This window comes from Faecalibacillus sp. (genome assembly GCF_047023275.1).
Taxonomy (GTDB): domain Bacteria; phylum Bacillota_I; class Bacilli_A; order Erysipelotrichales; family Coprobacillaceae; genus Faecalibacillus.
On record NZ_JBKYAR010000010.1, the window covers coordinates 1 to 18511 of the forward strand.

The window sequence follows — 18511 nt, forward strand, 5'->3', positions numbered from 1 at the left end:
ACTCGGTTGGTCTTTGCACATTTTCAATGAGCAACGTTTCTTGTCTTGGTTGAAATATTTACATGATGGACATTTCTTACGATCTACTGGCTTTGCAATATCTTCTTTTCTCATTTGGAATCACCTTCATTCACTGAACTATGTTCTAAATTCCAGTCTGCAGGAATTTTGCTCATACATTTGCATACGGGGTCGATCGCACAGTTTTTGCAGTCATCTTCCCCATGAGAGTAACAGTAATTTTTAAGAACCTGTAATGAGATATAATCATTGATGTTAGTTGTTTTAATCATTTTGCATCAACTCCAAAAATATATTTCTTGATGTTATCTTCTCCTGCTTCATCAATAGCTTGTTCGCAATGATAATATGTTTCAAAATAAATAGTTCCTTGATTTTGATAAATTGTTTCATTCGCTATGGCAATCTCTTGTTCTTCGTGTTTATAAAACATACAAACATTATCTTTGCAATCTTTAAATTTCCTTCTACCATATTTCAATAAGATAGCTTCAACCTTACGTCTTTCGGCTTCAAATTCAGCTTCTTTTTCAGTTAAAAAACAATTTCCCATACTTCTTCGATAATTATCAACTACACAATTATCCCAAGTAAACCTAAAATTACCCTTATAATTGTTAATATACCAATATCTATCACCATATTTTAAATCCCACACCGTTCTTGGTTTTGGTGGTGTGAGAAACTCTTTTAGCTTCTCTTCATCCACTTCATAACCTTTGTATTTTTCAACAATTTCTTCTACTTTAATCATTTTGACTTTCCTCTAACTTTCCCTAAATATTTGTTTTGTTTTTAAGAATGTATAATTATCAAGTTCTCTTACTTCACCATTTCTATTTTTAGCAATTTCAATAGTTACTTCTTGATAGTATTTCTTTTGGTCTTCTGGTGTTTCTCTTTGTTTGCTTTCTTTTAGCAAAAGCACATGAGTAGAACTATTTTCTATTTCTCCTGATGATTTTAAAGAGGACATACTAATGTTGTTGGTTTTGATTGAAGCTCTATCAAATTGACTTGCAACAAAAATAATAAGATTGTTATCTAAAGCTAGATTTCTTAATTCCTTCATGCAATGAGTAACCTTGTCATACTCGTTTCTACTGAAATTCCTATCTTCAGTTTCTAATAATCCAATATGGTCCACAAACACAATATTGATTTTGTTTGGATCTAACGAATTAAGAGTAACTGCCTTTAGCTCTTCTATTGATATAGAACCACTTTTGATGTAGGAATCATTGTCCTGTATTTTATCCCTAGCTTTTATATAGAAGTCCTCATTGATGATACCTTTGTTAAATTCATCAACTTTATGATCTGATGTAATTGCCAGCAATCTCTTAATCATGATTTTAGGTGAAACCTCTAGGTTGAAGTAATGACATTTGTACAGGTTCTTGTATTGTGACAAGGATTTGTACAGGTTTAATAGAAATGCTGATTTACCAAAACCACTAGTACCTGCAACAGTTACTAAATCAGTGATATCAAGTTTGAGGAAAAGGCTCAAAATACTAAACCCATCTATAGCAATCCCTTGGCTATCATCTGATATCATTTCGTCAATCATATCCTTGGATAGCGTTTCAACCTCTATTTCACAGTTTAGCTTTACAATCTCAGTCAGCCTCGAATAGTATTCATTCGTTGAGATTGTTCCGCTTACTGCACCTAGCTTAATCAATTCATCCTTTTTGTAATCTTCTAAAATCAATTTAGCATATCCCAATGCCATGGATTCTTTGTCGCTGTCAGCATACATGTTGTTGATATATACCTTTGTGACAAAATCCTTTGCTTCTTCAAAAATCATGTAATCAAGCATACGCTCAATATCCATTTTGTTTTCGTTCTTCAGATAGCGATAAAACTTCTTGTAAAGATTGCTCTTGAAGTAGTCTTCACTAAATTTGATTTTGTCTACTAATCTTCTATCATTGGATAAGATGCTTAAGAATTGAAATTCATTGTCATATCTTTTTACGTTGTTATCATTCATAACCATCCTTCATCTTAAGCTTCTTCCTAATCTCATCCAATTCTTCTTGTTCTTTTAAGTAGACTTTGTATTTTTTGAACTTATCTTGATAATCCAAATAAATCTCATTTTCTAAAAATGTTCTTGAATACATCATTGAAGTTCTATCACTTGCATTTTCTTTTGAATATTCTTTAGCAGCAAAAATAACTAGATCAATTTCTTCTTCATCAAATTCATGTTCCTTCCATGCTTCATAAGTATCTTTCTTCGAACCTTTCTTTTGATATGCCTTCCAAAATCTCACAAAATCATCATCAAAAATTGTTGTAGTTGTAGGAGTATCGTCAGATACTACTACATTCTTTATATTCTTTTCATTCTTGTTAGTGGTCGGTCGTTGGTCACTTGTTGGTCGTTCATTGGTCAATTCGTTGGTCACTTTTTGGTAATCATCATAATTATTTACTGATATAACAGTACCTTTGGAACTTGTTAAGATGGTCAATTCGTTGGTCATTTTTAGGTGTTCTAGTGCAGTCCTTACTTTACGCTCGGTCATTCCCGTTTCCTCAGCAATAATCTTCCTGCTGGTAAAGAAACTCCCTCGTTTAACCACATCACCTTTGTATCGCTGATCTTTATGATTTGCTTTTAACAAGCAATAGATAAAGACGTGTAGCGTACTGGAATCCTTGAACCATTCCCAATTTATCATTGACCTATACAATTTGAAAAATCCTAACTTTTTGTTTTCTTCAAACGACATACTAACCACCATTTTCTTTCAATAATTCTACAATTCTATAACCTGTTTCCTCTTTCTTACAAAAGTGAAACTCAACACCATATCTTTCTATTTGCGTGTTCATCCCTTTGTACAACATTTCACCAGTCATAAAACGTTGATGAAACATACTGTTTGGATTCCACCACTTTTTAACATCTTCAATAGATTTTATTTTGTCATCTTCAATCAGGAAGATAAGCTTTATTCCGTTTTCATTTGCTCTTATCATTTCTCGTTTGAAACGTGCGTGATCAGCACCCATATTAACAGCATATTCTCCTATGGATTGTTTTCTATCAATTGCACATTTGATATTTGAAAATGACATATAATCACCAACATCAAGCTTTTTGATAAGGTATTGAACACCTTGATTAGCAAAGTGTTCAAATATCCTTTCAGTTTGACTTGGTTTTTCTCTTGTATCTACTTGAATCAGCATTAAAATTGAATATCATCTGGAACTAAATCAGTTGGAAGATTTGGTTTTTCCATTGAAGTTGCAGGTTCTTTAGATTGTTTTGTTGGTTCAATAGAATATTTATGTTCAGCAATGCTTTTAACAGTTGTAAATGAAGGAAAATCAGTTCCCTCTTTTTCATCACCGAATTTATCAATGTAGACATTCTTCTTATAAACAACACCAACCAAATGATTTTTTAAATCGTTTGTATCATTGTTCCATTTGAATGTTTGATTTGATTCTTCTAAATAATTTAATAGATCCGCAAATGCATATTTAGCACCAGTATATTGGAAATTAAAATTAACGACTGCTTTCTTATTCCATTTAGTTGAATCGAATGTTTTTTCTCCACCAGCTTGTTGGTATTCCTTTAAATAAATATCTTTGAATTCTCCTTGTGCGATATCGAAGAAAACTTTTACAGTTTCTCCTTCGATACCAGTAGCAACGATTTTTCCTACATACCCTCCTGGTTGTAAGAACTTTCTTTCATATTCTTTTCTGTTGAAATTTAATTGCATTTCTTTTGTCTCCTTTTATTTCTTTATTGTTATAATTCCTCATAGGAGGTGATTAATATGCTTGTAAAATGTCGCATATACTTAAATGATGTTAAGAGTACTGAATTATCTATTTGTGATGACGTAACCATCAACAATGAGAAATTTACTGATTCAAAATTTAACAATGTTTATGATTTTCTTGTCAGTTTTCTAAATAGTTCTTTGCAATTCATTGATATTCATACTCTTGGTAAAAAATATGCTGTTAACAAGAATATGATTTCAAGAATTGAACAAATCAATTAATACTCATCATTAAATTTATAAAGGATTTCAACCAACTCTAAAAAAATTTTTATATCAGTTGGACTGAGGTCCTTTTTTATTAAATCAACTACTTTTTTAGCTAACTCAATTTTTTCTTCCATATGTCAACCTCACTATTTTATTTGGATGTTTTGTTTTTCTTCTAAATGACAATAATTACTCATATTGTCTTTAAGCCATGTGTTAATAGCTTTTTTGTTCAATGATTCAGTTACTTTGATTGTGTATAAATCAGTTAAACCTTTTTCTTTGAAATCATTTAGTAAAGATACTGCATCATCAACTGCAACTGATGTTGACTTTCTAAAACTGATAACAACTCTTGGTGTTTCAATCTTCTTAATACCATTTTCTAACATGAAGCTAGATAAGAAAGCTTTGGTATTGCTTACCTTGTTTTCTAAAACCTTTTTTCTTTCAGTTAGAACTTTGATTTCATCATCTAAGGCTCTCACATCACTCTCACGGTTTTTATTCATTAGAGCTAAATATGAGAGTTTTTGCTCCATGTTTTCATTTAATTGAGTGAAGAGAACTGGATCAGTAATTTCTCCAGTTTCTTCATTAACAAGATTTTCAATTTCTTGTGGAATTTCATATAACTTCATTTATTCATCCTCCTCAGTGTTTTTAACAACTTCAACTGCTTTATTTATGTGCATGCAGCTACCTGTAATTAGTAAGCCATCAACCATGCGATAATATCTACCACATCCCCAATCAAAAGGAATGTAATCTCCTACTTCATGTCTAGAATAAAGGTATTGATTGGCACCTTTTTCTTGTTGTGTTAAGGGTTTTTCAAATTTAAGTAAACTAATATGAGAATTAAGTTTTAACTCTAGAACCCTAATTTTTAGGCTTTCTATGACATCAATTTGTTTCCAATTACTGTCATTTAGAATAAATTCTCTTCTTAAATCATTATTCTTGAGCATTTCCTTCAACTCCTAACCCATAATATTCTCTGATAACTTCATCTACTTTTTTTAGATCATTATCAATTTCTTGTTCTTCAAACATTCCCATTGATGTTTTAGCAGTGGTAGTTCCGTCACTATTTGTTACAAATACATGATTGCCATCAACGATTTTTGCAAATAGCACATTTTCAAATAAAGCTTCAAATGTTCCTAATTGTGTATCAATCAATTTACCTGCAGTGATTGCTCTTGATTTTCCTGTATTTGTATCAACTTCAACATGATTTAAAAAGTAAACAATGACATCGTCATTTAATGTTTCAATATAGTTTTTTAAATCAATCATGTGACCTGCAATTTCATTGTATTTAGAATAGCCACCTTCTTTTGCTCTTTGTTGTTGCTCAAAGAACATTAAGTAATCACTATCATCAATAACAAAGGTTTTAACCTTATCTTGGAATTTTTTCATGTATTGTTTGATGACATCATATCTTTCGCTGTAAGCCATGTTTGTCATCTTGATTACATTAATATCCGTTTTAAAAGGAAGTCTTGATTTGTGTAAGCTAAACACTAAAACTTCACTCTTATTGAAATTTCTTAAAGAAGCTGATTTTCCAGCTCCACTCTCACCGTTAATTAAAACTGCTAAACCCATTAAAATTTCCCCATTTCTTTATCTATTTCTTTGATGATTTCCTCTTGTTCATAAAGAGCATCATCCAATTTATCTTCAATTTCTAACAGAACACTTTCAAAAGGTTTGATTGTAATTCCTGCTCCAACATCATAATTAAGCAGTTCTTCTACACCTTTTAAAAAGTTATCTATTCCACTAACATCCACTTGCCATGATTTAAGTTCCTTCATAGCGTTTTTTAATTTGATAACTGTGCTATTGATACTTTTCCTAGACTTTATTAAATCTTTCTCAGTCATATCGTCCATCTTTCAACTTCCTTTCATATTCAGAAAGCTCTTGATTTAATGAACTGCTTAAACTGAAATCAGCACTATCCCAATGATCTTTCATATCCAATAGAAATATCTCATGTTTAAGATGATCTATTTTTTCTTCAAGTTGTTTCTTTGTCACTAAATTCACTCCCTCTTGATGTATATTTCTTTGTACTTGACACCAAAACTATTGCTTTGATGTTCTACCCATACGTCAATTACGTTATTTTTAACTGCTCCACCACAATCTTCGGCCACGTAAATTTGTCCATCAATCATGATTTCGCTTCCATATGGAATAACTGATGGGTCTACAGCAATCGTATGATTGACTTGTGCCTTAACTCCCGTAGAAGTTAAATCTCCAAACTCATCTTCTCCATACCAATATGCTGTAATTCTAAAGACCCCTAATGATCTTCATTTTTGAAGTTCTTCAACTTGTTTTTCAAGTTGTTGCTTTTCAATTTGAATACACTCATATTTTGCTTTGTATGATGTATTCTCTTGTATTAAAGATTGAGCTTCATCTAATTCTTGTTTATAAAGCTCAAGTTGTTTTGTTTGTTCTTCATACTTTGCTTCTACTGATTTTGCTTGAGCATAACCAGCTCCACCAAAGATTAGACCTGCAACACAAATTCCAAATAATGTTACTTGCGCTTTTTGACTTAATCTCACCATATTTGCAATTCCTCCTGAATTCGTTTATAATTTATGTGCTATGTTGTGCGCTCGTTTGTTTTGACGAGTGCTTTTTTTCATTTAAAGAATTAAGTAATGCAATGATCAATTGCTCACTAGGACTTTTACTGAACTTATTCATATAATCCTCAAACGCTTTCCTTGGAATGTGTACGTTTCTTCTGGTACCAGATATTGCAACACTTCCAGGAAAACATCCTTGTTGAATTGCATTGATAATAAATTCTCTGCTCTTGTGAGTAATCTTCATGACTTCTTCAACTGAAATGTTGTTTTCATCCATGAGTTATTCCTCCTTTCATAAAGCTCTAACTAAAATTGCAAGACAGTTACCAATAAAACAAGATACTGCAATAACTGTAACTAATCCTCTTGCTGTCATTTTGCATTCCTCCTTGGTTTTTTAGATAAATAATTAGCTAGTTCATAATATGATTTCACAAACCAATCACGATCTTTTTTTAAATAAATCAGCATGATTATTAACAGCACATTAAGTAGAAATGACATGTATAACCACCACTTCATAATTCCACATCCTTCCTATTTAAAAACTTTCTCAAGTGCTTGTTCACGTAACGCGTCATATTCATCTCTTGAAATAAGACCCAATTCGTAAGCAACAGAAAGAACACCACGTAAATACATGTGTTGCGCATTTACAGCTGTACAGCATGTATCAAGCTTTGATTGCTTTTTTTGATATTCTTCAACTGAACAATCTTCAAATCCTTTTGTCGCTTCTTCTTTGCGTTTGATTAGTTCATCAAGATATCTTTGTTCAAATTCAATCTTGTTTTTGATAACTTTTACTTGTTCTGTTTTAGTCATAACTTTTTTCTCCTTCCTACTACTGACCATCAAGGAACCAACCTCTATTACAAAATGAAAACTTCACATATTGTATTAAAAAGAAATTTGTTATTAATTTGGTGTTTCTATGATCATCAACTTTAGGAATCTAATAAAATAGGCTTTGCTAGAGATTGATTCCTGGATGATCAGTAATTTTATTTAATTGTTTTAAGCTAAGCTATCTACATATTCTTTAGCTTTTTTTGCCTTGTGATAATTGCTTACGTCAAGACCTGCATACTTTCTTTGAAATTCCAAGATCTCTTGTTGACTGAATTTTCTACCACGCCCTAATCTGATAGGATGAAATATTTCAAGGTCAATAAAGTTAAGTAACTGGTCTCTTGAAATTTCTAGATCTTCACGTAGTTCTTTTTCAGTGAGCATCTTTGTTGGTCTGACTTCCATGTGTATCACTCCTTTCTTTTCTTTCATCATTACGACAAGAACTTATTAACAAAGTAAACTTGCCCTTTACCTGTAACTTTAGTAGTTAGGGTAATTCTTGTACTTCCATCCGGATTGCTGATTGTTCTTTCTTTAACTTCAAACAATCCCATATCCATTGCTCTTTGAGTCGGTTGATTTCTTCTTGAACCACTTTTAATCAAGTAACCATTCTCTCTCATCCACTCAAACAAGCGATTTTGACCGATTTCATAACCATTTTGTCTAATAAGCTTTGCTAACTGACCTATCAAGATTGATTCATCACTAGCACTTACTGCATCAGCAAACAATGCCTTTGGTTTCAACTCCTTGTTTTCTTCCATCAGCGCTTTAACTTGCTTTCTTGAATATTCCAAAGCTCTATTCATTACCGCTTCAGGACTATTCCATCTTCTTTCTAGTTCCAAGAAGTATTGTCTAACTTCTTTACCTTTGTCACTTCGTTGGATCATTGCAATTTCTTTTGCCATGTCGAGAGTGATTTCATAATCAGTTGATGGTCTACCACCTTTAGGGTTTTGGACAATTTTGTCCATAACTTCTCGGTAATCAATTTCTTGACTAAATCCGTATTCAGCCATTCTTCCAAACCACTTTTTAAATGGAGTTTCAATTTCTAAAAACTCATGTAATTCTCTTGCTGATAATGTAATGCGGTCATTGGCATAATTGACCTTTAACAATTCGTTCATCTTGATTTCTCCTTTCATAATTCTTTAAGGTTGCTTTTAATTCAACTTTTTATTTAAAAAAATAATATCTCTTTCATGCTTTGTTAATTTTAAAGCGTATGTTAGTCCAACAATCTCTGAAGCTGTAAATTCCCCCACACCGTTTAATCTATTGTATAAAGTTTCCCTTGAAATATAGGATTTTCTTGCAATAGCGGTCATAGTCATTCCACTATCTTCAATTTTTTCTTTGAGTTTCTTTATATCTGTCATTTTTCCTCCTTTCAAAAGTTGCATATTATTCAACCCACACATAATATATCACGTAGTTGAATTTGTGTCAACCTTATACGCAAAAATGTTGAATAATTTTACAACTTATGATATTTTATAATTGTAGAAAGAAAATGAGGTGATAAAAAATGCTTGAGTTGTATAAAAATATAAAAAAACAACGTCAACAATTAAATTTAACACAAACTGAATTAGCTCAAAAATTAGGTTATGCCGACAAAAGTATGATAGCAAAAATTGAAAAAGGACAAGTTGATTTGCCACAATCGAAAATAATAGCATTTGCTGATGCATTAGAAACAACTCCTGGTTTATTAATGGGATGGAGTGAACCAAATGCACAAAATGATATAACTGATAATGCAGATAATCTTTATAAAATAGACAAAATCAAGCTACCATTATTAGGAACTGTTGCTTGTGGAGAACCAATATACGCTGACGAAGATAGAGAAAGCTATATTATGGTTGGTACTGATATGAAGGCTGACTTTTGTTTAAAGTGTCAAGGAGATTCAATGATCAACGCAAGAATTTATGATGGAGATATAGTTTTTGTTAGAAAACAAGATATTGTAAATAATGGAGAAATTGCAGTTGTAATAATTGATGATGAAGCTACATTAAAACGTTTTTATTATTATAAAGAACAAAACCTTGTTATCTTAAAGCCTGAAAATCCAAAATATGAAGATATTGTTTTATCAGGTGACAAATTAAACGAAGTGAAAGTTCTTGGAAAGGCTATCGCTTTTCAAAGTGATGTAATTTAGAACAACCATTTTTTATAATAAATATGAAGGAGGAAGAAAAAATGGCAGTAAACAATGAAGTGATTTTAAGTTGGAGTTTTTTAAAAAAGGTTGAACCAGACAAAGCAATGAAAGAAATATTAGTAGAAGGAGAAGAAATCTTACAATGTTATCAAACTGCTAGAGATCAAGCAGCACTAACAAATAAAAGGATTATTATCATGGACAAACAAGGAATAACAGGAAGCAAAGTAGAAATATATTCATTACCTTATCGTTCTATTGATATGTGGTCAACAGAGAATGCAGGTAAATTATTTGATATCAATGCAGAGCTTGAACTTTGGACTAAAGCAGGTCACTTTAAAATCAAAGTAAATTCTAATTGTGATATAAGAGAATTTGACCAAATCTTAGGTAAAGCAATACTTAGTAATCAATAAAGTTTAGAGAGAAGAGGATTAAGGAAATGAAAAAGAAAAAATGGACTTGGTGGAAGATTTTATTAATTATAGTATTTTCCCCTTTTGCTGTACTTTATTTTGGAGGAAAGTATCTATTTAAATTTTACAAATCAGATAGATTTACAACAAAACAAAAAGCCGTTTATACAGTGATTGGTGTATGTGTACTAGCTTTTATTAGTGTAATTGTAGACATGAATAAAGGCCCTGAATTAAAAAAAGTAGAAATAGCTGATATCACTTTATATAAAGGAAAATCGCAAAAAGTAAAAATGACTTGTTTGCTGTAATTATTATAATGGCGACGTTATTGAATAAAAGATATAAAGATATGTTTCTATTCGAAATAGTTAATATATTAGAAGGATTTGAAAAATTAGAATTGTCTACAGGTAAAGGTATACTAGAAATATTATCCCTTCCTAATGATTTTATTGATAAATTAAAACAATTAAAAGAAAAATAAAAAACTCCCCTGCTACCAACAGGAGAGTAAAAATAAGGTACTACCAATACCTTAAATAAAAAGAAACTCGCTAAAGTCCTTTTACGTACTCAATTTTACCATATAGAGCACGTTCAAGGCAAATATAATTGAAAGGACGTGTTTTTATTATGGCTAGAAAAGTCACATATAAGCGTAGACCAAATAATAGTGGTACTGTAGTAAAACTATCAGGGAAACGTAGAAAGCCCTACTGTGCTAAAATTTCAAGTGAAGAACGTGACATAGTTACAGGAAAAAAGAAACAAGTAACTATTGGTACTTTTGAAACTGAGCTTGAAGCATTAAATGCCCTATCACTTTATCATCTTACAAATCAAAAAACTTTGAATGAAAAAGAAGCATCTGCCCTATCACCTGATTTATATGATCAAATAAAAAAGAAACGTGATGAAAAAATTCCAACATTTAAAGAGATATTTAATATTTTAAATGCGGAAGAATTTACTCAATTATCATACCAAGCAAAAGCTGGCTATAATTCATGGATAAAACATTTTGAACAGATATATGATGAGAAAATTAATAAAATAACCTTACAGGACTTACAAATTATTTTTGACAATGATAAGTGTGGCCAAGGTACAAAAATACACATGAAAGCATTATGCGCTAAAATATTCAGATATGCTGTTATTCATCAATATATCAGTCGAGATGATGATTACATTGAATTTATCAAATGTGGAAAAGAAGAAAGAAGTAAGATGCATTATGCTTTCTCAATTGATGAAATTAAACGTTTAAAAGATGAAAACACTACTACAGCTAAAATTATACTCATTTATATTTTTAGCGGTCTAAGAGCAAATGAACTATTAAATATTAAAAGGAAAGATATACATATAGATGAAACTTGCACTGATGATGGGATTGAAAGAAAAATATCTTATTTAGTTACAGGATCTAAAACAGATGCTGGAAAAAATAGGGTTGTGCCCATCCACGATAGTATCAAACCATATGTTAAAGAATTACTATTGCCAAAAGGCAAACGAATTGTTGACCAAAGCTATACAAATTTTATAAATGAACATTTCAATCCATGCTTAAAAGAATTGAACATGAAACATACCCTTCATGATACAAGAGTTACTTTCACTACCCTTTGTCAATTAAACAATGTTGATGTATTTTCTAGAAAACGTATACTTGGACATAAAATGAGAGATATTACTTTTGATACATATACCAGCACTGTAATCAATAAATTATATACGGAAATCAACAAAATAAAGATTTAAATTTTGTTACTAATTTGTTACTAAATGAGTACATTTTACCCCATTTTACTAGTCAAAATCCTTGATTTTAAGCCATTTTTTGTATGCAGGATTTTCCCTTTCAGAAAACCAAATAAAAATAGATTTTTATTAAAAAAAATATTATAATAATTTATATTGATATAATGGAGGTTTTTTATGAACATACTTTTAGTAAGCGATAGTCATGGTTATGATGAAGAGTTAAAAAATGTTTTAGAAAATGTAAAATGTGAAGTTAATATACACTGTGGAGACAGCTGTTTTGATAAAAATTCAAACTTTTTGAAGGCATTTTCTATCATTGTAGATGGAAATCATGATCAAGGATATTTTCCAATTTACAATACTTTACAAACGCCTTTAGGAAGTATTTTAATTACACACGGTCATAAATTTGATGTCTATGCAGGATATGATTGTCTAGTTGATTATATGAATAAAAATAATATAAATATTTGTTTTCATGGACATACACATGTTCCTCATTATGAGATATATAAAAATAAAATCTTTGTCAATCCTGGAAGTATTATGTTTAATAGAGGTGAAACACAATGTGGAAGCTTTGCAATTATTAATATTTCAAATAAACTAAATGTCAACTTTTATGATTCTAGAACATTAAAAAAAATATCCCAATCTTTAATTGATAAAGATCAAGATATTTTAAATGAATTCAAACGTTTTGCACGTCAAAAATAAAATTACTTTAAATTACGCTCTTCGTTTCTTTTTCTTTTATACTCAATAATAAACATAATTTCTTTTAAATCATCATCAGGAAGTTCAGTAAGTAAACGAGCAATATTGGCAATATTATAATAATCATATTTTTTCCCGCTCATTATTTCTTCTACACTTCTACCATATAAATTTGAAAACACTTTTAATTCGCTAACAGTAATGTCTCTTTTACCATTTTCTATATCGGAAATTGCAGAATGAGGAACATTTAAATGTGCAGCAACATCTTTTTGTGTCAAATGTTTAAAATTACGATATGAACGTAATCTTTTTGCTAATTCAGTATCAATCGCCATACAATAATCCTCCCTTACAAAAATTTTAGCATTTTCACTAATGACATTCAATTACATTTTTTTATTTATCTTTTTTTTAAAAAAATATCTAAAAAAATAACATACTATTTTGTAAAATATCCTTGAAAAACATTATAATTCTTCTTATTTTCAGATAATTGATGATTTACAATATTTAAATAATCATCAATTATTGTTTGAATTTCATCAGATTTTTCATCTAAGAAGTTTAATAAAACATAATCTATATTTAAATCATTAATTTTATCAAAATAGAAACGATGCGTATGCAAAATATAATTATTACAATAACAATCAGTAATTATTTTAAAATTCATCTGTTTTCTATCTTTTAAACAATATGAATGTTTTTTACATAATTGGCATCCTTTTTGTTTTTTTGAAAAATAATGATTTGAAATTATACAATGTTTTAAATTCATATTAATAATTTGTGAATATGCTGTAAAATAAATAGCTTTATCCACTGTAAAAGATTGTATTTCATTTTTTGATGTTTCATAAGAAACAACAAATGGTAAATCAAATTCTTGAGCTGCTTTATTGTTAGTAATATTCATATGGTATCCCAAAATGATATTTTTATTACTTATAAGGTTTAATGCCCCAAAATCATTTATTTGAATTGATTGACATTTTTGATAATATGAACTATTTAAAAATTCATTAAAATCATTTTCATCATATAAAAATGGGACATACGGTATATATTTATCACTTTGTGCTTTATATTGGTAAAAAGGAACAAATACTTGATCAATAGCATCTAATTTTACATTTTTAAGTTGTGAAATATCAAAAACTTGAATAGCTACTTTTTTATGATCAATATCTTTTTTGAATTCATGATGAGGTTGTTCTATTTTATTAATTTTTCTAGAAGAAACATCTAATATTTCTTTTTGTAATTCCTCAATAGCACGTCTTCTTAAAGTATTTAATTCCTTAATTGAAATAGTTCCATCATTAGGAAAACGTATTGAACATTTTTCTAAATAAAATGTCGTATTTCCTAACTTAGATAATTGTTCTTTTATTCTTTCATTAGTTAAAGAAACACTCTTTGCTTTTTCAATGCATTGATTACTTTTAACAATTATTTTTTTATTTTTATAAATAACGGTCAACTGTAATGGCATATCTATTAAACCAAATACTTTCATTTGTATTGGTAACTTAATATGTTCATCTTTTATATATTTATTATTATTTTCTACAATTTTTGAATCAACAACTTTATAAACATCTTGAAAATCTAATAATTGATCCATTTCTATAGAAATCAGATCTCCTTGATAAGCAACATTAACTAATTTGTTGTTTTTATATAATTTTGTAATTGTACGCGTAAAATCATTTTTAGGAAAATAGATACGATCATTTTGATAAAGTGTATCAGATAACTTAATATCTAGTATTTTTCTTTTTTTAGAATAATTAACTATTTTACCAATTTTAACTCCTTGATTCCCAGGAATATCTTTTGCTAAATTTATATAATCTTGAAATAAAAAACCTTGAGTAAAACCTCTATTAAATACTTTTTTCATACTTAGAATATCTGGATTATATATTTTTTGAGCAAAATAATGATCAATTGCTTGACGATAAGCCTTTACAACTTCTCCTACATATTCAGGTCTTTTCATGCGCCCTTCTATTTTAAATGACTTAATTCCTGCTTCAATAAGTTCAGGAACCTTTTCAATTGTACATAAATCCATTGGTGATAATAAATATTTTTGATTTTCAATATTTTTTCCATCTTCTAATAAAGAATAAGGCAATCTACATGGTTGTCCACATTCTCCTTTATTACCACTTCTTTTAGCAATCATTGAAGACATTAAACATTGTCCTGAATAAGACATACAAAGAGCACCATGCACGAATACTTCAATATCAATTGGACAATTTTGACATATTGCTTTAATCTCACTAATATTCATTTCTCTTGCAAGAACAACACGATCAATATTTTGATCAGCAAAATAGCGTACACCTTCGATATTTCTTACACTTGCTTGTGTTGACATATGTATTTCTATTTCAGGAAAATATTTTTTTATAAGAGAGCAAAGCCCCATATCTTGAATAATAAGAGCATCTATTCCAATTTGATAAAGATATTCTAAATAAGGAATAATTTCATCAATTTCTTGGTGATTGTAAAGAGTATTCACTGTAACATACAGTTTTACATCTCTTAAATGACAATACTGTACAGCTTCTTTTAAAGCATCATAATCAAAATTATGCGCAAAAGCACGAGCTCCAAATTTTTGTCCACCTAAATAAATAGCATTAGCGCCATTTTGAACAGCAGCGACTAATGCTTCAAAGCTCCCAGCAGGAGCTAATAATTCTATATCTTCTCGTTTTTTCATGAAAAACCTCCCTAGGCTTTTACTAATTCAACACATAATTTAGCTGAATTTTCACTAGCAATCTTTAAATATTCATCAAATTGCATAGAAGATTCACCATGACCATAAACATCTGATAAAGATCTTGTTATAATAAAAGGAATACCAAATTTATAACAAGTATGTCCTACAGAAGCAGCTTCCATTTCAGAACATAATGCATCTGAAAAATCTCTTTTTATTTTAGAAACTTGTGTTTCTTGAGCAATAAATTGATCTCCTGAAACAATTAAACCAACATTTTCATTTATTTTCATTTTATGGAGAATGTTTTTTGCTTTATTAACTAAATTTTCATCTGCTGGAATTAATGTAGGAAGCTCTGGTAATTCTCCCACAGGACGTCCAAAAGCTGTTAAATCAACATCATGATATGCCACATGACTAGAAATAACAACATCTCCTACATTTTGACTATCTTTCAAGCCACCTGCTGATCCAATATTGATTACATAATCAATATCATAATTTGTAAGTAATAATGTTACACATATTGCAGAATTTACTTTTCCTATTCCACCTTGTAAAATAACAACTTCTTTATCAGCAATTTTTCCTTCATAAAAAACACAGTCTAAAATTTTATTTTCATGAATTTCTGTTGTTTTATTTAATAAAGCTTTTACTTCTTCCTCCATTGCTCCAATAATACCAATCATAAAATCACCCCTTTTGACATACAAATATAATTCTTTCACATTCTTCATGATATTCAGAAAAATCACTATATAACTTAATATTTTTAAAACCTATCTTTTCTAACATTTCTATATATGTTTCTACATCATAAGTTTTTTGGAAATGCTCTTCATACACTCGATCATTTTCAACTTTATCAATTATTTCTACACTATGCTTTACATATCCTTTACTAATACGATCAACATGCCAATGAAAATAAAAATCATCCTCATCATTTTCTTCGTCATAATTTTTTAAAATAGTTTCCATTTTATACATAGAATCTATATCAAAAATAAATGTTCCGCCTTTTTTTAAAGAGGCATACGTATTTTTAAAAGCTTGTTTAATATTCTTTAAATCAATAACATAATTTAAAGAATCACATAGGCAAAGGACTAAATCCAATTGATTGTCGACTGCAAAATCACACATGTCAATACGTGATAACATCACATCAGCCTTAAAGTCCATACATTTATACTTAGCTACTTCCAACATATCTTTTGATATATCAGTTGCACAAACTTGTTTACCTAAATGTGCCAATCGTATTGCAATTTCTCCAGTCCCACAACCAAGTTCTAAAACTGTTTGATAATTTTTAACATGTTCATTAATAAATTGAATATAATCATTATAAAAATCTTGATCCATTAAACTATCATAATAATAGGCAAATGCTTCGTACGACATTATAAAATATCCTCTACTTGAACAACTGGCTTATCAGACCATAGTTTTTCAATCCCATAATTTTTTCTTTCTTCTGGATCAAATAAATGAACAATAATATCTCCATAATCCATTAAAATCCATTTACTATTTTTTCTACCTTCAATATTTTTTACATAGAATCCTTCTTTATCACAAGCTTCCTCAATATGATCTTTTAAAGCAAGTAGCAATCTTTCATTATTTGCAGTTGCAATCACAAAATAATCACAAATTGGACTATCAATAGACATATCAATCACAACAATATCCTCTGCTAGCTTTTCATCTAATACTTTTACAATTGTTTTTAACTTATTCATTTAAATCTCCTTTACAATATACTTGATAAACATCAAAAAAACATTCATCAATCGGTCTATTTTTTTTCTTTGAAAATTTATAAAAATTTTTTAATTCACCTTTAAATCCTTCTAAAATATTCTTTTTACATAATGCAATTTGTTTTGAAGAATCATATCCTCTTAACGGATCTAACTTATCTGCACAATATACACACATATCTAATAAAGACATATTTATTGATGCAGTTGTATGATGACGAATTGCTTGTAATATTTCACCATCTTCAATCATAAAATCTTTTTGAGCCAAATATGTCGATAACCATTGATGATAAATAGCTCTTGGTTTATCAATATAAGCATTAAAAAATTCTTTCATCAATGCATCTTCTTGTTCCTTATCCATTTCTTTAGCTATATCATGTAGCATACCTGCAATATAAGCCTTTTTACCATCAATTCCATTAGAAATAGCAAATTCTCTAGCAAGCTTAGCAACAGAACATGTATGTTTAAATCTTTTTTCACTCATATAGCCTGAAACAAAATTTTCCAAATACAATCCATTTTGACATGCATATGTATAAACATTTTTATCAACAATTTCTCGATGTCCTGCTTTGAATTCTGTGCTTGATTCAGAAGTTGAATCTGTTTGAATAAATGCAAAATGATATTGTTTTAAAACATCATTCTTTTTGTATCCTTTTCTATCAAACGCTACTAATTGAACAAGTTTACTGATTTCTTTAGCATCTTTCCATTTATCAAATTGACTTGCTTGATCCATTCCCATTATAAAATAAAGCTGATCATTTACATAAATTTTTTTCAATTCTTTAATTGTATCAATAGTATAATTTTTTTTATTATCTTTACGATCAATTTCTAATGTACACACTTCACATTTTGGATTATCTTTAAGAGCAATTTGAATCATTTCAATGCGTTGTTGATTATTGGCAACACTATCTTCTTTCCAAGGATTATGTTTTGTAGGTACAATTAACATCTTATCGAGTTGAAGAGATATAATTGCTTCATTTATAATTCTTGTATGACCTAAATGAATAGGATCAAATGAACCACCAAAAACACCTATTTTCATGGTAAACGATAAATTTCCTTTTCACTTTCTCGATATAAAATAATTGTACGCCCTAATATTTGAACAACATCAGCATCTGTTTTTAAAGATAACTCTTGTGCAATTTCATTTTTATCTTGTTGACAACTTTCCAAAATTTTCACTTTAATAAGTTCTCTTGATTCTAAAGCTTCATCAATTCCAATAATTTGCTTTTCATGCAAACCATCTTTACCGATTTGGAAAATGGCATTTAAATGATGTGCTTCATGTCTTAAAAATCTTTTTTGTTTTCCAGTTAACAT

Annotated in this window: 32 protein-coding genes; 7 read left to right on the top strand and 25 right to left on the bottom strand. The window is 29.3% G+C overall.

Translation table 11 applies throughout. The annotated features are described in order from the left end of the window. Window positions 1-289: 289 nt before the first annotated feature. Genes ACLVEP_RS04595 through ACLVEP_RS04615 form a run of 5 tightly spaced genes read right to left on the bottom strand, consistent with a single transcriptional unit; the run spans window position 290 to window position 3779 of the window. A complete protein-coding gene (locus ACLVEP_RS04595) occupies window positions 290-775 on the bottom strand; it encodes a hypothetical protein (protein ID WP_412583149.1) in 486 nt (161 codons plus the stop codon). A 12-nt stretch (window positions 776-787) separates the two neighbouring features. Then, window positions 788-2023 carry a DnaB-like helicase C-terminal domain-containing protein gene (locus tag ACLVEP_RS04600; RefSeq protein ID WP_412583151.1) on the bottom strand — a complete coding sequence of 412 codons (1236 nt, stop codon included), beginning with the start codon at window positions 2021-2023 and terminating at the stop codon, window positions 788-790. Continuing rightward, window positions 2016-2771, bottom strand: a complete 756-nt coding sequence (locus tag ACLVEP_RS04605; RefSeq protein ID WP_412583152.1) for a hypothetical protein — start codon at window positions 2769-2771, stop codon at window positions 2016-2018. Before ACLVEP_RS04605 ends, ACLVEP_RS04600 begins: the two co-directional genes overlap by 8 nt. A 1-nt stretch (window position 2772) precedes the next feature. After that, complete coding sequence (locus ACLVEP_RS04610; protein ID WP_412583154.1) at window positions 2773-3234, bottom strand: ERCC4 domain-containing protein; 462 nt, start codon at window positions 3232-3234, stop codon at window positions 2773-2775. Further along, window positions 3234-3779 (bottom strand): hypothetical protein, encoded by a 546-nt coding sequence (locus tag ACLVEP_RS04615; RefSeq protein ID WP_412583156.1) that lies wholly within the window; start codon window positions 3777-3779, stop codon window positions 3234-3236. The genes ACLVEP_RS04610 and ACLVEP_RS04615 overlap by 1 nt, the downstream gene beginning before the upstream one ends. 57 nt (window positions 3780-3836) lie before the next feature. Between ACLVEP_RS04615 and ACLVEP_RS04620 the strand changes: the two genes are divergently transcribed. After that, window positions 3837-4067 (top strand): hypothetical protein, encoded by a 231-nt coding sequence (locus ACLVEP_RS04620; RefSeq protein ID WP_412583158.1) that lies wholly within the window; start codon window positions 3837-3839, stop codon window positions 4065-4067. Here the strand turns inward: ACLVEP_RS04620 and ACLVEP_RS04625 are convergent. The 13 genes from ACLVEP_RS04625 to ACLVEP_RS04685 all read right to left on the bottom strand — a co-directional run bounded on the left by ACLVEP_RS04625 (window position 4064) and on the right by ACLVEP_RS04685 (window position 8925). Beyond that, window positions 4064-4189: a hypothetical protein gene (locus tag ACLVEP_RS04625; RefSeq protein WP_412583160.1), complete on the bottom strand. Its 126-nt coding sequence runs from the start codon at window positions 4187-4189 to the stop codon at window positions 4064-4066. The genes ACLVEP_RS04620 and ACLVEP_RS04625 overlap by 4 nt on opposite strands. Window positions 4190-4201: 12 nt before the next feature. Then, the gene (locus ACLVEP_RS04630) at window positions 4202-4696 is read right to left on the bottom strand and encodes a siphovirus Gp157 family protein (protein WP_412583162.1); all 495 of its coding nucleotides are present in this window, start codon (window positions 4694-4696) and stop codon (window positions 4202-4204) included. After that, on the bottom strand, window positions 4697-5026 hold the full coding sequence (locus ACLVEP_RS04635) for a hypothetical protein (protein ID WP_412583164.1): 330 nt from the start codon (window positions 5024-5026) through the stop codon (window positions 4697-4699). It lies immediately after the preceding gene. After that, window positions 5013-5672 (bottom strand): AAA family ATPase, encoded by a 660-nt coding sequence (locus ACLVEP_RS04640; RefSeq protein ID WP_412583165.1) that lies wholly within the window; start codon window positions 5670-5672, stop codon window positions 5013-5015. The genes ACLVEP_RS04635 and ACLVEP_RS04640 overlap by 14 nt, the downstream gene beginning before the upstream one ends. Next, window positions 5672-5962, bottom strand: a complete 291-nt coding sequence (locus ACLVEP_RS04645) for a hypothetical protein (RefSeq protein ID WP_412583167.1) — start codon at window positions 5960-5962, stop codon at window positions 5672-5674. The genes ACLVEP_RS04640 and ACLVEP_RS04645 overlap by 1 nt, the downstream gene beginning before the upstream one ends. Further along, window positions 5946-6110 (bottom strand): hypothetical protein, encoded by a 165-nt coding sequence (locus tag ACLVEP_RS04650; protein WP_331872041.1) that lies wholly within the window; start codon window positions 6108-6110, stop codon window positions 5946-5948. The genes ACLVEP_RS04645 and ACLVEP_RS04650 overlap by 17 nt, the downstream gene beginning before the upstream one ends. Window positions 6111-6115: 5 nt before the next feature. After that, window positions 6116-6370 carry a 3D domain-containing protein gene (locus ACLVEP_RS04655; protein ID WP_412583263.1) on the bottom strand — a complete coding sequence of 85 codons (255 nt, stop codon included), beginning with the start codon at window positions 6368-6370 and terminating at the stop codon, window positions 6116-6118. A 21-nt stretch (window positions 6371-6391) separates the two neighbouring features. Next, window positions 6392-6655 (bottom strand): hypothetical protein, encoded by a 264-nt coding sequence (locus tag ACLVEP_RS04660; RefSeq protein ID WP_412583168.1) that lies wholly within the window; start codon window positions 6653-6655, stop codon window positions 6392-6394. A gap of 31 nt (window positions 6656-6686) precedes the next feature. Continuing rightward, complete coding sequence (locus ACLVEP_RS04665; protein WP_117480975.1) at window positions 6687-6959, bottom strand: helix-turn-helix domain-containing protein; 273 nt, start codon at window positions 6957-6959, stop codon at window positions 6687-6689. 260 nt (window positions 6960-7219) lie between these two features. Then, window positions 7220-7507: a hypothetical protein gene (locus ACLVEP_RS04670; protein ID WP_412583170.1), complete on the bottom strand. Its 288-nt coding sequence runs from the start codon at window positions 7505-7507 to the stop codon at window positions 7220-7222. Between the two features lie 192 nt (window positions 7508-7699). Then, the gene (locus ACLVEP_RS04675; RefSeq protein ID WP_412583171.1) at window positions 7700-7939 is read right to left on the bottom strand and encodes a DNA-binding protein; all 240 of its coding nucleotides are present in this window, start codon (window positions 7937-7939) and stop codon (window positions 7700-7702) included. A 29-nt stretch (window positions 7940-7968) separates the two neighbouring features. Next, window positions 7969-8673 carry a phage antirepressor KilAC domain-containing protein gene (locus ACLVEP_RS04680; protein ID WP_412583173.1) on the bottom strand — a complete coding sequence of 235 codons (705 nt, stop codon included), beginning with the start codon at window positions 8671-8673 and terminating at the stop codon, window positions 7969-7971. Between the two features lie 36 nt (window positions 8674-8709). Further along, window positions 8710-8925 (bottom strand): hypothetical protein, encoded by a 216-nt coding sequence (locus ACLVEP_RS04685; protein WP_199412981.1) that lies wholly within the window; start codon window positions 8923-8925, stop codon window positions 8710-8712. Window positions 8926-9074: 149 nt separating this feature from the next. On the opposite strand from ACLVEP_RS04685, the gene ACLVEP_RS04690 reads away from it, so the two are divergent. From ACLVEP_RS04690 to ACLVEP_RS04715, 6 genes are all read left to right on the top strand, one after another. After that, window positions 9075-9719 carry a LexA family protein gene (locus tag ACLVEP_RS04690; RefSeq protein ID WP_412583175.1) on the top strand — a complete coding sequence of 215 codons (645 nt, stop codon included), beginning with the start codon at window positions 9075-9077 and terminating at the stop codon, window positions 9717-9719. A gap of 41 nt (window positions 9720-9760) precedes the next feature. After that, entirely contained in the window at window positions 9761-10141 is a 381-nt protein-coding gene (locus ACLVEP_RS04695) for a PH domain-containing protein (protein ID WP_412583177.1), read from the top strand. 26 nt (window positions 10142-10167) lie between these two features. Next, on the top strand, window positions 10168-10452 hold the full coding sequence (locus ACLVEP_RS04700; protein WP_412583179.1) for a hypothetical protein: 285 nt from the start codon (window positions 10168-10170) through the stop codon (window positions 10450-10452). Window positions 10453-10493: 41 nt separating this feature from the next. After that, window positions 10494-10628: a hypothetical protein gene (locus ACLVEP_RS04705; RefSeq protein ID WP_412583180.1), complete on the top strand. Its 135-nt coding sequence runs from the start codon at window positions 10494-10496 to the stop codon at window positions 10626-10628. Window positions 10629-10777: 149 nt separating this feature from the next. Next, the gene (locus ACLVEP_RS04710) at window positions 10778-11911 is read left to right on the top strand and encodes a tyrosine-type recombinase/integrase (RefSeq protein ID WP_412583183.1); all 1134 of its coding nucleotides are present in this window, start codon (window positions 10778-10780) and stop codon (window positions 11909-11911) included. 177 nt (window positions 11912-12088) lie between these two features. Next, on the top strand, window positions 12089-12634 hold the full coding sequence (locus ACLVEP_RS04715; RefSeq protein ID WP_412583185.1) for a metallophosphoesterase family protein: 546 nt from the start codon (window positions 12089-12091) through the stop codon (window positions 12632-12634). A 2-nt stretch (window positions 12635-12636) separates the two neighbouring features. Here the strand turns inward: ACLVEP_RS04715 and ACLVEP_RS04720 are convergent, their stop codons facing one another. The 7 genes from ACLVEP_RS04720 to yhbY all read right to left on the bottom strand — a co-directional run bounded on the left by ACLVEP_RS04720 (window position 12637) and on the right by yhbY (window position 18511). Next, entirely contained in the window at window positions 12637-12972 is a 336-nt protein-coding gene (locus ACLVEP_RS04720) for a helix-turn-helix transcriptional regulator (RefSeq protein ID WP_318000371.1), read from the bottom strand. A gap of 104 nt (window positions 12973-13076) precedes the next feature. Further along, window positions 13077-15380, bottom strand: a complete 2304-nt coding sequence (locus tag ACLVEP_RS04725; RefSeq protein WP_412583187.1) for a peptidase U32 family protein — start codon at window positions 15378-15380, stop codon at window positions 13077-13079. 11 nt (window positions 15381-15391) lie between these two features. After that, on the bottom strand, window positions 15392-16078 hold the full coding sequence (locus ACLVEP_RS04730) for a 5'-methylthioadenosine/adenosylhomocysteine nucleosidase (RefSeq protein WP_412583189.1): 687 nt from the start codon (window positions 16076-16078) through the stop codon (window positions 15392-15394). Window positions 16079-16082: 4 nt separating this feature from the next. After that, window positions 16083-16796 (bottom strand): class I SAM-dependent DNA methyltransferase, encoded by a 714-nt coding sequence (locus ACLVEP_RS04735; protein WP_412583190.1) that lies wholly within the window; start codon window positions 16794-16796, stop codon window positions 16083-16085. Further along, on the bottom strand, window positions 16796-17137 hold the full coding sequence (gene rsfS, locus ACLVEP_RS04740; RefSeq protein WP_318000367.1) for a ribosome silencing factor: 342 nt from the start codon (window positions 17135-17137) through the stop codon (window positions 16796-16798). The genes ACLVEP_RS04735 and rsfS overlap by 1 nt, the downstream gene beginning before the upstream one ends. Then, window positions 17130-18227 (bottom strand): nicotinate-nucleotide adenylyltransferase, encoded by a 1098-nt coding sequence (locus ACLVEP_RS04745; protein WP_412583192.1) that lies wholly within the window; start codon window positions 18225-18227, stop codon window positions 17130-17132. Before ACLVEP_RS04745 ends, rsfS begins: the two co-directional genes overlap by 8 nt. Further along, on the bottom strand, window positions 18224-18511 hold the full coding sequence (yhbY, locus tag ACLVEP_RS04750) for a ribosome assembly RNA-binding protein YhbY (RefSeq protein ID WP_318000365.1): 288 nt from the start codon (window positions 18509-18511) through the stop codon (window positions 18224-18226). Before yhbY ends, ACLVEP_RS04745 begins: the two co-directional genes overlap by 4 nt.

Coding starts and splice junctions, on each gene's coding strand:
- ACLVEP_RS04595 (WP_412583149.1), bottom strand. CDS start 775: ATGATTAAAGTAGAAGAAATTGTTGAAAAATACAAAGGTTATGAAGTG.
- ACLVEP_RS04600 (WP_412583151.1), bottom strand. CDS start 2,023: ATGAATGATAACAACGTAAAAAGATATGACAATGAATTTCAATTCTTA.
- ACLVEP_RS04605 (WP_412583152.1), bottom strand. CDS start 2,771: ATGTCGTTTGAAGAAAACAAAAAGTTAGGATTTTTCAAATTGTATAGG.
- ACLVEP_RS04610 (WP_412583154.1), bottom strand. CDS start 3,234: ATGCTGATTCAAGTAGATACAAGAGAAAAACCAAGTCAAACTGAAAGG.
- ACLVEP_RS04615 (WP_412583156.1), bottom strand. CDS start 3,779: ATGCAATTAAATTTCAACAGAAAAGAATATGAAAGAAAGTTCTTACAA.
- ACLVEP_RS04620 (WP_412583158.1), top strand. CDS start 3,837: ATGCTTGTAAAATGTCGCATATACTTAAATGATGTTAAGAGTACTGAA.
- ACLVEP_RS04625 (WP_412583160.1), bottom strand. CDS start 4,189: ATGGAAGAAAAAATTGAGTTAGCTAAAAAAGTAGTTGATTTAATAAAA.
- ACLVEP_RS04630 (WP_412583162.1), bottom strand. CDS start 4,696: ATGAAGTTATATGAAATTCCACAAGAAATTGAAAATCTTGTTAATGAA.
- ACLVEP_RS04635 (WP_412583164.1), bottom strand. CDS start 5,026: ATGCTCAAGAATAATGATTTAAGAAGAGAATTTATTCTAAATGACAGT.
- ACLVEP_RS04640 (WP_412583165.1), bottom strand. CDS start 5,672: ATGGGTTTAGCAGTTTTAATTAACGGTGAGAGTGGAGCTGGAAAATCA.
- ACLVEP_RS04645 (WP_412583167.1), bottom strand. CDS start 5,962: ATGGACGATATGACTGAGAAAGATTTAATAAAGTCTAGGAAAAGTATC.
- ACLVEP_RS04660 (WP_412583168.1), bottom strand. CDS start 6,655: ATGGTGAGATTAAGTCAAAAAGCGCAAGTAACATTATTTGGAATTTGT.
- ACLVEP_RS04665 (WP_117480975.1), bottom strand. CDS start 6,959: ATGGATGAAAACAACATTTCAGTTGAAGAAGTCATGAAGATTACTCAC.
- ACLVEP_RS04670 (WP_412583170.1), bottom strand. CDS start 7,507: ATGACTAAAACAGAACAAGTAAAAGTTATCAAAAACAAGATTGAATTT.
- ACLVEP_RS04675 (WP_412583171.1), bottom strand. CDS start 7,939: ATGGAAGTCAGACCAACAAAGATGCTCACTGAAAAAGAACTACGTGAA.
- ACLVEP_RS04680 (WP_412583173.1), bottom strand. CDS start 8,673: ATGAACGAATTGTTAAAGGTCAATTATGCCAATGACCGCATTACATTA.
- ACLVEP_RS04685 (WP_199412981.1), bottom strand. CDS start 8,925: ATGACAGATATAAAGAAACTCAAAGAAAAAATTGAAGATAGTGGAATG.
- ACLVEP_RS04690 (WP_412583175.1), top strand. CDS start 9,075: ATGCTTGAGTTGTATAAAAATATAAAAAAACAACGTCAACAATTAAAT.
- ACLVEP_RS04695 (WP_412583177.1), top strand. CDS start 9,761: ATGGCAGTAAACAATGAAGTGATTTTAAGTTGGAGTTTTTTAAAAAAG.
- ACLVEP_RS04700 (WP_412583179.1), top strand. CDS start 10,168: ATGAAAAAGAAAAAATGGACTTGGTGGAAGATTTTATTAATTATAGTA.
- ACLVEP_RS04705 (WP_412583180.1), top strand. CDS start 10,494: ATGTTTCTATTCGAAATAGTTAATATATTAGAAGGATTTGAAAAATTA.
- ACLVEP_RS04710 (WP_412583183.1), top strand. CDS start 10,778: ATGGCTAGAAAAGTCACATATAAGCGTAGACCAAATAATAGTGGTACT.
- ACLVEP_RS04715 (WP_412583185.1), top strand. CDS start 12,089: ATGAACATACTTTTAGTAAGCGATAGTCATGGTTATGATGAAGAGTTA.
- ACLVEP_RS04720 (WP_318000371.1), bottom strand. CDS start 12,972: ATGGCGATTGATACTGAATTAGCAAAAAGATTACGTTCATATCGTAAT.
- ACLVEP_RS04725 (WP_412583187.1), bottom strand. CDS start 15,380: ATGAAAAAACGAGAAGATATAGAATTATTAGCTCCTGCTGGGAGCTTT.
- ACLVEP_RS04730 (WP_412583189.1), bottom strand. CDS start 16,078: ATGATTGGTATTATTGGAGCAATGGAGGAAGAAGTAAAAGCTTTATTA.
- ACLVEP_RS04735 (WP_412583190.1), bottom strand. CDS start 16,796: ATGTCGTACGAAGCATTTGCCTATTATTATGATAGTTTAATGGATCAA.
- rsfS (WP_318000367.1), bottom strand. CDS start 17,137: ATGAATAAGTTAAAAACAATTGTAAAAGTATTAGATGAAAAGCTAGCA.
- ACLVEP_RS04745 (WP_412583192.1), bottom strand. CDS start 18,227: ATGAAAATAGGTGTTTTTGGTGGTTCATTTGATCCTATTCATTTAGGT.
- yhbY (WP_318000365.1), bottom strand. CDS start 18,511: ATGTTAACTGGAAAACAAAAAAGATTTTTAAGACATGAAGCACATCAT.